This is a genomic window from Microbulbifer epialgicus, from assembly GCF_041447265.1.
GTDB lineage: Bacteria > Pseudomonadota > Gammaproteobacteria > Pseudomonadales > Cellvibrionaceae > Microbulbifer > Microbulbifer epialgicus.
Genome location: NZ_JBGMEK010000010.1, coordinates 92,089 through 105,915 on the forward strand (window position 1 = coordinate 92,089; position 13,827 = coordinate 105,915).

At 51.3% G+C, this 13,827-nt stretch carries 15 protein-coding genes; 4 read left to right on the top strand and 11 right to left on the bottom strand.

Annotation, left to right across the window (positions count from 1 at the left end):
• Positions 1 to 4: 4 nt before the first annotated feature.
• The 9 genes from truD to ACCI49_RS07055 form a co-directional block, all read right to left on the bottom strand.
• Positions 5 to 967, bottom strand: coding sequence for a tRNA pseudouridine(13) synthase TruD (truD, locus tag ACCI49_RS07015; protein ID WP_371838241.1), 963 nt, complete (start codon positions 965 to 967; stop codon positions 5 to 7).
• Positions 960 to 1,445 carry a 2-C-methyl-D-erythritol 2,4-cyclodiphosphate synthase gene (ispF, locus tag ACCI49_RS07020; RefSeq protein ID WP_371838242.1) on the bottom strand — a complete coding sequence of 162 codons (486 nt, stop codon included), beginning with the start codon at positions 1,443 to 1,445 and terminating at the stop codon, positions 960 to 962. Before ispF ends, truD begins: the two co-directional genes overlap by 8 nt.
• Entirely contained in the window at positions 1,445 to 2,164 is a 720-nt protein-coding gene (gene ispD, locus ACCI49_RS07025) for a 2-C-methyl-D-erythritol 4-phosphate cytidylyltransferase (protein WP_371838243.1), read from the bottom strand. The genes ispF and ispD overlap by 1 nt, the downstream gene beginning before the upstream one ends.
• Positions 2,161 to 2,448 (bottom strand): septum formation initiator family protein, encoded by a 288-nt coding sequence (locus tag ACCI49_RS07030; RefSeq protein WP_371838244.1) that lies wholly within the window; start codon positions 2,446 to 2,448, stop codon positions 2,161 to 2,163. The genes ispD and ACCI49_RS07030 overlap by 4 nt, the downstream gene beginning before the upstream one ends.
• An 87-nt stretch (positions 2,449 to 2,535) precedes the next feature.
• Positions 2,536 to 3,822 carry a phosphopyruvate hydratase gene (eno, locus tag ACCI49_RS07035; protein ID WP_371838245.1) on the bottom strand — a complete coding sequence of 429 codons (1,287 nt, stop codon included), beginning with the start codon at positions 3,820 to 3,822 and terminating at the stop codon, positions 2,536 to 2,538.
• A 226-nt stretch (positions 3,823 to 4,048) separates the two neighbouring features.
• A complete protein-coding gene (gene kdsA, locus ACCI49_RS07040) occupies positions 4,049 to 4,894 on the bottom strand; it encodes a 3-deoxy-8-phosphooctulonate synthase (protein ID WP_371838246.1) in 846 nt (281 codons plus the stop codon).
• Positions 4,895 to 4,950: 56 nt separating this feature from the next.
• Positions 4,951 to 6,585 carry a CTP synthase gene (gene pyrG / locus ACCI49_RS07045; protein ID WP_371838247.1) on the bottom strand — a complete coding sequence of 545 codons (1,635 nt, stop codon included), beginning with the start codon at positions 6,583 to 6,585 and terminating at the stop codon, positions 4,951 to 4,953.
• 125 nt (positions 6,586 to 6,710) lie between these two features.
• Positions 6,711 to 8,021 (bottom strand): tRNA lysidine(34) synthetase TilS, encoded by a 1,311-nt coding sequence (tilS, locus tag ACCI49_RS07050; RefSeq protein ID WP_371838248.1) that lies wholly within the window; start codon positions 8,019 to 8,021, stop codon positions 6,711 to 6,713.
• Positions 8,022 to 8,108: 87 nt separating this feature from the next.
• On the bottom strand, positions 8,109 to 9,335 hold the full coding sequence (locus ACCI49_RS07055; protein WP_371838250.1) for a helix-turn-helix domain-containing protein: 1,227 nt from the start codon (positions 9,333 to 9,335) through the stop codon (positions 8,109 to 8,111).
• A gap of 288 nt (positions 9,336 to 9,623) precedes the next feature.
• On the opposite strand from ACCI49_RS07055, the gene ACCI49_RS07060 reads away from it, so the two are divergent.
• Genes ACCI49_RS07060 through ACCI49_RS07075 form a run of 4 tightly spaced genes read left to right on the top strand, consistent with a single transcriptional unit; the run spans position 9,624 to position 12,850 of the window.
• A complete protein-coding gene (locus ACCI49_RS07060) occupies positions 9,624 to 10,028 on the top strand; it encodes a gluconate 2-dehydrogenase subunit 3 family protein (protein ID WP_371838252.1) in 405 nt (134 codons plus the stop codon).
• Complete coding sequence (locus ACCI49_RS07065) at positions 9,991 to 10,215, top strand: gluconate 2-dehydrogenase subunit 3 family protein (RefSeq protein ID WP_371838253.1); 225 nt, start codon at positions 9,991 to 9,993, stop codon at positions 10,213 to 10,215. The genes ACCI49_RS07060 and ACCI49_RS07065 overlap by 38 nt, the downstream gene beginning before the upstream one ends.
• A 14-nt stretch (positions 10,216 to 10,229) precedes the next feature.
• Entirely contained in the window at positions 10,230 to 11,966 is a 1,737-nt protein-coding gene (locus tag ACCI49_RS07070) for a GMC oxidoreductase (protein ID WP_371838254.1), read from the top strand.
• Positions 11,967 to 11,968: 2 nt separating this feature from the next.
• Positions 11,969 to 12,850: a sugar phosphate isomerase/epimerase family protein gene (locus ACCI49_RS07075; protein WP_371838255.1), complete on the top strand. Its 882-nt coding sequence runs from the start codon at positions 11,969 to 11,971 to the stop codon at positions 12,848 to 12,850.
• Between the two features lie 311 nt (positions 12,851 to 13,161).
• Here ACCI49_RS07075 and ACCI49_RS07080 read toward each other — a convergent pair whose 3' ends face one another.
• Entirely contained in the window at positions 13,162 to 13,380 is a 219-nt protein-coding gene (locus ACCI49_RS07080; protein WP_371838256.1) for a hypothetical protein, read from the bottom strand.
• Positions 13,381 to 13,452: 72 nt separating this feature from the next.
• A partial coding sequence (locus ACCI49_RS07085) for a transposase (protein WP_371837343.1) occupies positions 13,453 to 13,827 on the bottom strand: 375 nt, incomplete at its 5' end.

Sequence of the window (13,827 nt, forward strand, 5' to 3'; positions counted from 1 at the left end):
AATTTTATGTGCCCGAGTTCACGTTGACCAGCTCAGCCACCTCCCTCAGTAGTGCAGTTGCAAATGCACCTGGTGGCAAGGCAAATTCAAGTATTAGGTCACTCCCTTCCCATTGGTAGCGAAATGCCTCGGGCCGCAGAGCCAACTGGCGGCGCTCCTGAGTGAGTCCACAGTGCTCAAGCCAATTACACCAGGGCTGCCAAGTGCCAAGCACCCCCTGCTCCAGTTCTCCTAGCAAACCAGTCGCGGGATTGCGGCCACGCCCCCAAAGCGGGCCCGTCGGTTCGGCCTCGGGCTCCCCCTGCAGGCACTCCTGCCAGTTACCTTTGCCAATTCTCTCTGCCAAGACTTGGTTAAATAGCCAGCTGCGGGCAGCTGACATAGCAAAAGCCTTTTCATTCTTGCGGCAGCGGCCATCTTCCTCGGCCAGATGGCGCACCTGGTCCAGGTTCCCACCATTAATACCAAAGCGTTGCTCACCAAAGTAATTTGGCACTCCGCCACTGATCTGCTCGAGTACGCGCTCAGCCGCTTTTAGATCTCCTTGGGTATTGCGCAAGCGTATCTTGAATCGATTGCCAACATGTTCACCGCGGCGCAGCTTACGCGCGCCTCGAAAATGCTGTAGCACTACATTTTCATCGCTATTTATTTGCAACCAGTCTGCCTCAGGCTTTTGCCCGAGCCATACACTAAACCACTGGGTGGTAATCGCGTGCCGGTCTTTCAACCCAAAATAGCTGATATCCAGGGGGCGCACGCCTGCGAGCTTGGCAAGTTGTTTTGCCACCCAGGCGGTGTTTGCTCCCCGCTTTTTAATATGAAGATAAACATGCTCTCCACTTTCAGAGGGCTCGGGAAATGCCAACTCATCGACAATAAAGTCTTCCGGTTCAGTACGAAAGTCTGCAGAAATTGCGGCCCCGCCCAAAGCGCGGGACCAGTCCAGGTTCCAGGTGTCAGACATGATTGCGCTCAATCAAAACAACAGCCTGAGCTGCAACCCCTTCACCCCGTCCTGTAAACCCAAGCTTTTCTGTGGTTGTCGCTTTCACACTGATATCCGTGACATCTACACCACAGTCAGTGGCAATATTACGACGCATAGCTTCAATGTGCGGTGCCATCTTTGGCGCCTGGGCAACCAGAGTGGTATCCGCATTCACCAGGCAATAGCCTTTTTCGTTGAGAAGAGCGACAACGTGCCGTAGTAATACGCGGCTGTCAGCACCGGAATATCGCTCGTCGGTGTCGGGAAAGTGCTGGCCGATATCTCCTAGAGCCAGGGCGCCCAACAACGCATCTGCCAATGCGTGCAAAAGTACGTCGCCATCGGAATGGGCCTTCAACCCATGTTTATGGGGAATTTCTACCCCGCCGAGCACAACATGATTACCGGGACCAAACGCATGAACGTCAAAGCCCTGGCCAATTCGAAAATTCACTATCGGTTATCCTCGGTGGGCGCATAGCGCAGGCGCAAAATGGTCTCCGCCACTAGGATATCGGAGGGACGGGTCACTTTAATATTGTCACCCTGCCCTTCAACAAGTTGTGGGGAATGACCGTAGGCCTCCAGTGCGCTGGCCTCATCGGTGACCATTTCGCCCTGCTCCAAAGCGCGACTCAGGCAGGAATGTAATAGCCCAAGAGGTGCTCGCTGCGGTGTCTGTGCCAGCCAAATCTGTGTGCGATCAAGTGTCTGTTCCACGCAGGGAACGCCATGCACACTAAGACTATGTTTAACCGTATCACTGGCCGGCCGTGCAAGAAGTGCAATTGTGGAGGTGCTGATATCCAACAATGCGGCGATATCATCTAATGCCACACAGGGGCGTGCAGCATCATGGACCAGCACAGGGGTGTCTTCATCCTCCCGCTCCAGAAGAAACTGTAACGCGGCGAGTACGGAATCTGCACGCTCTTCACCGCCGGTAACGGTATGTACAAGAGGATGTTTAGCCTCCTTCAAATACGGGAAAAATTTATCCTCCCCAGACAAAGCAACAACAATTCCGGCCAATCCCGGCCAACTTAAAATATTGTGTAAAGTCAGGGACAACAGGGGTCGCCCAAGCAAAGGCAAATACTGCTTGGGCCGATCGGCGCCCATGCGCTTACCAGCACCAGCAGCGGGCACTACCACCCAATAATCTGTGATCACTTTTTAGCCTCTTCCGAATCCAGGAAGATAAAAAGGGTTTCCCCTTCCTTAATTAATCCCAAGTCATAGCGTGCCTTAGCCTCTACACCATCGGTGCCCACCTTAAGGCTTCGAACTTCCCTTAATAACTGGCGATTTTCCCGCACCAGGGCTGAGTTCTTTTCCTGTTGTTGGACAAGCTGCCGCTTGAGACGAGTAACTTCGGCGAGACTGCCTTTACCAACCCAGAGTCGATACTGAGTGGCGAGCAGTATGGTGGTAAGAATTGCTAGCAGCCATTTCATGCGAGATTACGAAATTTCACTGATCGTATTAAAGCGAGCTGGAGAGGAAACCTGCCCCTCCAGCTTGCGTGCGCTAAACAGTAATAACTACTTGAATTCAACGCGGCCGCGATAAGGAGCGGCACCATTCAGTTCGGCCTCAATACGCAACAGGCGGTTGTACTTGGCTACTCGATCAGAGCGGCACAGTGAGCCGGTTTTGATCTGGCCCGCTGCAGTGGCAACTGCCAAATCTGCAATAGTAGTGTCTTCGGTTTCACCAGACCGGTGGGAGATTACTGCGGTGTAGCCCGCATCTTTAGCCATCTTAATCGCATCCAAGGTTTCAGACAGAGAGCCGATCTGGTTGAACTTGATCAGGATAGAGTTACCCACGCCTTTCTCAATACCCTCTTTGAGAATTTTGGTATTTGTCACAAACAGATCGTCACCTACCAACTGTACTTTCTCACCGATCTTGTCGGTCAGCACCTTCCAGCCTTCCCAGTCACTCTCATCCATACCATCTTCGATAGACAGGATGGGGTAGTTCGAGGACAGATCAGCCAAGTAGCTGGCAAAACCTTCGCTATCAAACTGTTTGCCTTCACCGGCTAGGTCATACTTGCCATCTTTGTAGAATTCAGAAGACGCACAATCCAGGGCCAGGGTAATATCGTCACCCAGGGTGTAGCCGGCTTTTTCTACAGCTTCAGCGATCACTTTTAGAGCCGCCTCGTTAGAAGGCAGGTTTGGAGCGAAGCCGCCCTCATCACCAACCGCAGTGTTGAGTTTGTTGCTGGACAGCACCTTTTTCAGGGAGTGGAAAATCTCAGCACCCTGACGCAGGGCTTCAGCAAACGTTTTTGCTTTTACTGGCTGTACCATGAACTCCTGGATATCCACATTGTTATCGGCGTGCTCACCGCCATTGAGGATATTCATCATGGGAACTGGCATGGAGTATTGGCCCGCAGTCCCATTTACTTCTGCAATATGCTGGTACAGTGGGACCTTCTTGGATGCCGCTGCCGCTTTTGCAGCCGCCAGGGATACCGCCAGGATAGCGTTGGCACCCAAATTAGCTTTGTTTTCAGTGCCATCTGTATCGATCATCGCCTTATCGAGGGCACGCTGATCAGATGCGTCCATACCTTTCAGCAAGTCGGCAATAGTGGTATTGATGTTTTCAACAGCCTTCAGGACACCCTTACCCAGGTAGCGACTCTTGTCACCATCGCGCAATTCAAGCGCTTCACGAGAGCCGGTGGATGCGCCAGAGGGAGCACAGGCGGAACCGATAGAACCGTCTTCCAGGATTACATCGGCTTCAACGGTAGGGTTACCGCGGGAATCCAGCACTTCATAGGCTTTAACAGCGACAATCTTGCTCATCAACAATGGGCTCCGTATTGGTAATAACTAAAGTAGTGACTAACTGAAAAGAGTTACTTTCTGAGAGTAAATTTTCAAACTATCGCACGTGTTATCTTGCTGACTGCGGCAGTGCCCGACTTCAAATCATTACCGGTATCTGCCCGCAGCTTTGAATGTGCGGGGAAAATAGCGGAGTTTTAAGCACGGCACGCCCAGCCAGAACGTGCAATATATTTTCTTACTATTATTTCGTGTCCAGTGGCACAAAACCTTTGATCAGGTCATCCACCGCTTTCATCTGGGCCAGGAAAGGTTCCAATTTCTCCAGTGGCAGCGCACTGGGGCCATCGCACAGGGCTTTATCCGGGTTCGGGTGCGCCTCGAGAAACAGGCCGGCAATGCCAATTGCAAGTCCTGCACGACCGAGTTCTGTCACCTGCGCGCGACGACCACCGGAGGCCGCACCCGAGGGATCACGCATTTGCAGTGCATGAGTCACATCAAAAATCAGGGGGGCGCCACCGGAGGCATCGATCATGGTACGAAAACCGAGCATATCGACAACCAGATTGTCGTAGCCAAAGCAGGCACCGCGCTCACACAAAATAATATTTTCGTTACCGCACTCAGCAAATTTTTCCACCACATTTTTCACTTGCGGCGGACTCATAAACTGCGGTTTTTTGACATTGATCACCGCGCCAGTTGCCGCCATGGCCGCAACCAGGTCGGTCTGGCGGGCCAGGAATGCCGGCAGTTGGATAATGTCCACCACTTCAGCCACGGGCGCAGCTTGGTATTGCTCGTGGATATCGGTAATCAGGGGAATATTAAATGTGCCTTTGATTTCCTGGAAAATCTTAAGACCCTCTTCCATTCCCGGTCCACGATAGGAATGAATGGACGAGCGGTTGGCCTTGTCAAAAGACGCTTTGAAAATATAGGGAATACCCAGCTTTTCGGTGACTTTTACGTAATGCTCAGCCACCTGCATCGCCAGATCGCGGGACTCCAGTACATTCATGCCGCCAAACAGGACAAAAGGCTTGTCGTTGGCAACCTGGATATTTCCGACTTCAATGGTTTTCACTATCAGCTCCCTGATATCTCACCCCTAGCCACCTGGGCCAGGGGTGGAATTACTGTTTAGCCCTGGTTTTCACGCTGCTTCATTGCGGCGGCAATAAAACTTTCGAACAGCGGGTGGCCGTCGCGCGGGGTAGAGGTAAATTCCGGGTGGAACTGACAAGCAACGAACCAGGGGTGGTTCGGCAATTCAACCATTTCTACCAGGGTATCGTCTGCAGACCAGCCGCCAATTTTCAAGCCGGCTTGCTGCAGGCGGTCAACGTAATTGTTGTTCACTTCGTAGCGGTGGCGGTGGCGCTCCACGATCACGTCGGCACCGTAGATATCACGGGCCTTGGAGTCTTTGGCCAAGCGACATTCCTGACCACCCAGGCGCATGGTACCACCGAGGTCAGACTGCTCATCGCGCTTCTCGATCTTGCCTTCGCTATCGATCCACTCGGTGATCAGGCCGATCACCGGGTGCGGGGTCTTGGTATTGAATTCAGTACTGTTGGCACCTTCGAGGCCGAGCACATTGCGCGCGAACTCGATCACCACAGACTGCAAACCGAGACAGATGCCCAGGTAAGGAATATTGTTTTCACGGGCGTAGCGTACAGACTCCAGCTTGCCCTCTAAGCCGCGTTCACCGAATCCACCAGGAACCAGGATCGCATCGGCATCCTTGATCAGGTCAATGCCATTCTCGCCCTCAACGTCTTCAGCATTGATAAAATCGATATCCACTTTGCAGCGGTGCTTGATACCCGCGTGGGTGAGAGACTCGATCAGGGACTTGTATGCGTCCAGCAGCTCCATGTATTTGCCAACCATGGCAATTTTCACTTCGTGCTGAGGGTTCAGCTTGCCATCCACCACTTCGTCCCACTCGGACAGGTCTGGTGCCTGGCATTCCAGCTGCAGCTTCTCCACAACGATATCGTCGAGGCCATAACCGTGCAGCAGACGCGGTACGCCATAGATAGTCTTAGCATCGGGTAGCGGTACAACAGCCCGCTCTTCAACATTGGTGAACAATGCGATCTTGCGGCGGGAATCTTCATCAATCTCGCGCTCGGAGCGGCACAGCAGGATATCTGGCTGCAAGCCGATAGAGCGCAGCTCTTTTACAGAGTGCTGAGTCGGCTTGGTTTTGGTTTCACCGGCAGTGGAGATAAACGGTACATAGCTCAGGTGGATCAGCAGGGCGCGGTTGGTGCCCATTTCCACACGCAGCTGACGTACGGATTCCAGGAATGGCTGGGATTCGATGTCACCCACGGTGCCACCGATCTCAACAATAGCCACATCAACATCGCGGCCACCTTCCACAACGCGGCGCTTGATCTCGTCGGTAATATGGGGGATCACCTGCACAGTACCGCCTAAATAATCACCGCGGCGCTCTTTGCGCAGCACAGTCTCGTACACACGGCCGGTGGTAAAGTTGTTGCGCTTGGACATCCGCGTACGGATAAAGCGTTCATAGTGACCCAGGTCCAGGTCAGTCTCGGCACCATCCTCGGTGACGTACACCTCACCGTGCTGGAAGGGGCTCATGGTACCCGGGTCTACGTTGATGTAGGGGTCCAGTTTGAGGATGGTAACCTTGAGGCCACGGGCCTCGAGAATGGCGGCCAAAGAGGCGGAGGCGATACCTTTCCCCAACGAGGAAACCACGCCACCAGTTACAAAAATATAGCGCGTCATGCAAAACCTTGGTCAGTTGAGCGCTCGATGAATGTCGAGCTTACAGGGCTGGCCCGGGCGGATAATCCAGCTTCTCCCGGTGCCTTTGAGACGGGGCGCCAGGGTAGCAGAAAACCCCTTTCCACTCAATCGAAAAACCGCCAAGAAGGTGGGCGCGGCGGAGCTGGGGTATCCGCACGGCAGGTAAACAGGTCGCCAACTGCCAACAACTCCCTCGCGCGATAGACCAGCGGTACTCTATCACGCAGCCAGGGCTCCAGCCCCCTCTCCTGCAGAAGCTTCTTCAAGGTCTGGGAGTGCGCACGCCCCACTGGGTGCGCTCGCTCGCCCCCCCTACGATAGCAAACCTCATAGTCTGAAGCCGGCCAGCCAGCTGTAGGGGCAAGAACTCCCCCTCCCGGCAAATTCAGGTCTGAAGAACCATCCCAATGCCATTGGCCTTCGCCGCTCAAGCCCAGAGGTGGTAGTACCGGCGTCAGGTACAGGCGGTTCTGGTAGCGCCTCACAACCAGCCCTCCCAGTGCGACTTCAATCCGAGCATCCACAGCCGCATTGAATACCTGCTCCAGCGCTTGCGACAATGAAGCAGATTCCGGCGCCGTGCCCCCCCGCTCTAACACCCAGTTGCGAAGAAGGTTTTTTCTGCGCGCTCCACTCATTGCTGCAAACGGCTCTATAGCCAGGCTCTGCCCTAAACGCTCGTCTCGCAATCCACATTTTTTCAGGTCTTCACTCGCAAACTCCTGTAACAGCTCAACGGATTCACGCAGATTTTCCACCGCCCGAACAATTTGTTGTCGCGCCGGCCAACGGGCTGCTAACAATGGCTGAATACGACGGCGAATATAGTTACGCTCCAGGGATTCATCGTTATTACTCTCATCCTCAATCCAGCTGAGCCCGTGATCCCTGGCCCAGGCTTCCAAGTCAGAGCGCCCAGCCTTAAGCAAAGGGCGCAGAAGTGTCTTACCCTCGTCCATAGGGCGCCACTCCTGCATGCCCGATAGTCCCAACACACCGGCACCACGCATCAGTCTCAAGATAAAGGTCTCGGCCTGATCATCACCGTGATGGCCGAGCAGAATCTGATCTCCGGCGGACATCACCTGGGAGAAAGCTCGATATCTGGCGCTACGAGCTCCCTGTTCAAGCCCACCATCCCCTCTATCAACCTGCACCTGCACTGAGGTAAAACATACCCCAAGTGCTGCTGCTGTTTGCCGGCACTGGGCTTGCCACCTGTCTGCATTAACACTCAGGCCGTGATGCACATGCACAGCCTGCACAGGAATCTTGCAGCTAACTAATAAGTGGAGGAGTACGGTAGAATCGAGGCCACCTGAAAACCCAAGCCAAAGGCGCCCCTGAGCGGGATGGCGATGCAGCGCCGCCTGTAAAAGTGCCGGCAGTCCATTGTGGGAAGCTGGAGTAGTCACTGATGGGTAAACCTGAAATTAAAATCCGCCAAAGTATACCCACCTGGACAAGCTGCGAGTGATTTGAAAGCAAGCCAGGTCAGGATGCTAACCCGCTTCCACAGCGCTGGGCAGGCCCGCCGGCAAATCATCTTCGCTGAGTTTGCGATATTCGGTTGGAGTCATACCCGCCACTTTGCGAAAGAAAGAGTTGAAAGTCGCCTTGGTGTTAAATCCAGACTCCAGCATGATTTCCAACACTGTAAGCCCTGCGCTATCCGGATCTCTCAATAAGCGCTTGGCCTCATCGATTCGATAACGGTTAATAAATTCAAAGAAATTACATTGATAGTGACGATTTATCGTTTGAGAAAGCGAACGCCGCGGTATTTGCAACTGGCTGGAGAGCTGCTCAAGGGTCAGTGCCTGCACTAGAAATGGTTTTTCCCGCTGCATAATATCTTCAATCCGTGCCACCAGCCCCATGTCTACAGGAGGAGTGCTTTTGCACCCATCTTCAGCACTTTCCGGTTCTCCCTTAGCCTTATTCTCGCCACGTTCAAATCCCTCGAACATTGAGGAGTAGCCGAGACTGAAAAAAATCATTGCACTGACAAGGATAAAGACCGCATAGTTGCTCGCGAGCCCCATTGCACTGAAATTTACCGGGGCCTGCAAATACAGGTTCGCAGTTAGGGCAATATTGATCAGCACAGCCCAAATACGCACCAGCAGGAAGCCCCAAAGCAACACCAATAACCAAGTAAAATCGATCTTCTCAATACTTGAAAAAGTATCGCGTATCCGCCGCCTGCACCTTCGAACCTCCAACAGGCACAAAGTACCAAATAGTACACGTATTAATTCCCTTAACAGCCCCAATAACAAATCAGGTAGAGGAAGACTCCGCTCGTACTCCCTCAACAGCAGTGCTGTTTTGACTTCATTATCGAAACGGAAATAGGCAAAGTACTCATAAACTGCATAAGCAATAAAGGGAGCTAGGAACCACAGGTCCTGCCTTCCGACCCGAAACTTTTTATAAATCAATGACCGGGTATACCAGAGCAACAAGGGCCCTTCCAACCAAAAGGCAAAACCAAACACATAGAAAAGATTAGGAGAAGTCTCGATAGACCACTGGCGAAAACCTGCGCCAAAACTGATCAGAATGTCCACGGGAATCGCTGCCTGCGAGAAAAGAAACAGAGCGAGCAGCTTGTTACTGATTTTTCCATCCCGGCGAATCACCAATAACAGCAGAGCAAATAAGGCACACTGATAGCTGGTCATCAACAGGACAATATCGTGAAAATTGAACAGTAAAGCATCCATTCGCGCTCTAACTCCCACATAGCTCTCTTGTTTTCAGCCGGGGCTTATCCATTATCTCTAAAGTACCAGTTCCCGCATCGACAGGCATTTTCCTGGGTACAGTTTTAGGCTTTACCTGTATTTTTACGTTCAAATTCATGCTCATTCCGCCAATTGAACGACTCACCTCCATATTCAGTACAAACTGCACTCCAGCAGCCTCAGTGAGCAGCTGCTTCTAAGTCGGGAGATCACTGATTCAGTTCTACCTGATCAGATCTGGCCCAAAAACCTAATGAGAAGACGATAATGAACCGACGTAATTTCCTGCAGGGGCTAGCCGCAGCAACCGGCTGTTCCATGGCACCACTTTACACCAATGCATCAGCATTGGCCGCCGCAAGCAGCTTTTTCAACCAGATAAAAGATAAGCCTTATAAAGCTCAATACTTTTCCAGTGAACAACTGGCGTCTGTTTATCAGATTTGTAGCTTGTTAATTCCTGCAACAGAGACGCCAGGAGCGGCAGAAACCCAAAGTCATTTCTTTGTCGACCGCTTTCTTGCCAAATGCGCCGACGAGCGGGATCAACAGCTTGTTTCCAATGCGCTTATATCGTTGGAAGAGAGATCTTTCAGTATTCATCGACGCAGCTTTGCTGAGCTGGATACAACCCTTGCCGCCCCCCCTTCTTCGAGCCCTGGATGCCGGTGATGCACCCTTTAGCCCAAGCCAGCGTGATCAGTTCAAAGTGCTCAAACACATAATCTGTTTCGGCTACTACACCAGCCTTGAAGGCGCCACCCAAGAACTTGCTTACCAAGCTATCCCCGGCGGCTTCAAAGGCTCCATTCCACTTGCGCAAACAGGTAAAGGCTGGGGCTCTCTGGCCCGATACTAACGAGGAGGAACACAATGCAAACAGATCACCTGGCAGTTGAAAAGGAGAGCGAGGTATTTAACGCCATAGTAATCGGCTCAGGCATTACTGGGGGATGGGCAGCAAAAGAGATAACTGAAAGGGGGTTGCGCACGCTGCTGGTAGACCGCGGCAGAATGGTTCAGCACCGCAAAGACTACATCACAGAAAACAAAGGGCCTTGGGAGTTTGCCCTGCGCACACGGGTGCCGCGCGATCAGGCTGAAAGGGACTACCCGGTACAAAGACTCAGCTATGCATTCGACGACACCACCAAGCACTTTTTCAGCAAAGACAGCGAATTACCCTACACCACCACAGCCGGTACAGATTTTACCTGGATTCGCGGAAATCAAGTCGGCGGTAAGAGCCTGCTGTGGCACAGACAGAGCTATCGCCTGGGTCCGGATGATTTTCTCAGTAATCTTCGAGATGGTGAAGGTGTGGATTGGCCAATCCGTTATAAAGACCTGGCGCCCTGGTACTCCAGAGTGGAAAAATTTGTGGGCATCAGCGGAAATGCCGATGGCGTAGCGCAGCTACCAGACTCAGAGTTTCAGCCGCCTTTTGAGATGCATCGATGCGAGCAGGACCTTCAGAAAAAATTTAGGAAACAGCATAAAGATAAACATTTTATTATCGGCCGTGCCGCCCACCTTACCCAGCCGAACGATACCCAGCTCGCACTCGGAAGATACAATTGCCAAGCCCGCGACCAGTGCCAGAGAGGCTGTTCATTTGGTGGTTATTTCTCTACGCAAAGCGCAACTCTACCTGCAGCAATGAAAACTGGCAGGCTACATATTGCCAGCGACAGTATTGTACATAGCCTCATCTACGATAAGCGCCGAAATCGGATTGCTGGAGTGCGGGTAATTGACAGCCGCACACTCAAGCAGCGTGAGTTCCTAGCTGAGATTGTCTTTCTCTGTGCCTCCACCCTGGGCTCCACTCAAATATTGCTTAACTCCGCCAACAAACACTTTCCAAATGGTCTCGCCAACAGTTCCGGTGTACTCGGCCACTATCTAATGGACCACAACTACAATGCAACTGCACACGGATATCTTGAAGGGTATCAGGACGACTATTACTCTGGACGCAGGCCTACTGGAATTTTGATTCCGAACTTTCAATACAAACCGGAACTTTATCAAAAACACTACAAGCGCGGCTATCAAATTGCTGGCACCGCCTACCGTCAGGACTGGCGAACCATGACAAAGACTGACGGTATTGGCGAATCTTTTAAAGCCAGGCTTCAGCAGCCCGGCCGCTGGGGCTTCTGGATCAGCGCGCAAGGAGAGATGCTGCCACGTCACCACAATCATATAAGTCTGCACCCAAGTAAAAAGGACAATTGGGGTATACCGCAACTAGAGATTGACTGCCGGTGGTCGGACAATGAGCGTTTGATGATGGAGGATGCCAGTGAAACCATGCAGAAAATGCTCCGCGAGCTGGGCTTGGCAGAAGTCACAGGCGAAACCACCAATGACAAAAAACCGCCCGGCAGTGCTATTCATGAAGTGGGTACGGCCCGTATGGGGCGGAATAAAAAAACCTCTGTTTTAAACGGCCAAAATCAGTCCCACGACATTCCAAACCTGTTTATTACCGATGGGTCCTGCTTCACCTCATCGGCGGTGCAGAATCCCTCATTGACCTTTATGGCAATAACTGCCCGTGCTGCCCACTATGCAGCTGATGAACTTTCTTCAGGGAGAATATAATCATGTTACTTAAAAACTTTTTTTACATATGGCTAAGTGTACTTTTATTATCACCATGCCCACTGCTTGCAGAGAGTTTTGAAGATACAGACAATAACTATCTACCAAACATCGGTGTACAATTATGGTCGGTAAAAGGTGAACTCAAGAAGGATTTTACAGGGACTCTGAAAGCGGTTAAAAATGCGGGATTTAATGCTGTAGAGTTCGCCGGAGAGTTAGGGCCCTATAGAAACAAACCAACAGAGCTGCGCAAACTTCTCGATGCTATAGGCCTTAAAGTCAGCGGAGCGCATATTCCCATTCATCATCTACAATCGGAATCCATCGAAAACACGGTTTCCTTTTATAAAACTCTCGGGGCAGAATATCTGATTGTAGGCTGGGACCCCCGAAGTTGGGACCCACAACAAATAGATGAACTGATTTTGCAGTTACGCACTGCTCATCAGGGTGTCACTGAGCGCTCCTTAAAATTTGGATTCCATAACCACGATGGTGAATTTCAGCCATTCCGAGAGTCCACTTTTTGGGATCTGATCGCCACATCTACCGATCAAGAGTTCATTCTGCAGTTGGATATTGGCTGGGTTGTAGCCGCGGGTAAAAACCCAGTGAGCTATCTTGAACGTTATCCTGGACGCGCTTACAGCACTCACTTTAAAGCACGTATCCCAAAAGAAGCTGCAACGGGCAAACCAATAATCGGCGAAGATACGACCGACTGGATGTCAGTTCTAAAGGCAACTGCAACAACAGGCGGAACCAAGTGGATTATTCTAGAGCAGGAAGAATATCCCGATGGCATGTCATCTATAGAAGCCCTTAAGGCATCCAAAAAAGGGCTTGATGGCTACATTCAGGCTTACCTTTCAAAGCCATAGATTCACTGATAGCAGCCGCAGGAATAAAGAATACACTGCACTCGGGACCGTATGAGACATGGATGCCGATTACGAGCTTACAGGGATGTATTCACAGCGCGATTCGAGTACAGTGTATTCTTTCTGACCCAGTAGTGACGCTTCCGCCCAACTTCAACTTTAGATCTTTACGCCCTATACTTTGAAAAAGACATATGGGCACCGCTAATTACTATTTTGCTGCCCAACTATATCAACCAATGAGGGCTGCAGGGCGATAAAATTGATGAAAGTGTAATTTTTAGCGGCGTCCTTAAATATAAGCTGGAAAATCAGTTAATAAGTGCTATATTGCCCCCTGTCCGTTCAACTTCACGACGGACAAAATCCAACAAAGAGGCAGAGCCAACTTCTACCTCTAAATTTTCAGGCAATTCAACTAACATCCAATGGATACGCCAGTCTAAAGATTCTCCCGCTTTGAGTTTTTGTGCCGCACTTTGAATTTCCAGCTCCATATATGGCTTTACCCCGCTGAGATAAAGTTCCACATCTCCTTCGCCAGGGGCCATCTGGCTGGCTTCAATCGCTGGATATATTAACCCGGCGGACAAATAGTTCAGTTATGCTGCGTACCTAATTGATTCGTGTCGGAAGTAGGCTGCTACACGCGCGGGCTTCTTTTGTAACATTCTCATGTGAGAAAGCACTTTCCTTTTTAGCTTCTCCTTGGATCGGGCTGGCATGCCACTGTGAACGCCCCCTTTAAGGTCGCAATTCAAATACTCATCTGGATTCAGTTCAGGTGAATATGATGGTAAATAATAAATTTCTATCTCATCCTCGTGCTCTGCCAGCCAAGCTTTAACAAATCGTGCATGATGTACCCTAAGATTGTCCAGAATGAGGTAAACTTTACGCCCCGCTGTTTTGATCAATCGCTTAAGAAAGTCAATCAGCCTATCGGCATTCATACTTCCTTCGTAAATTTGAAAACG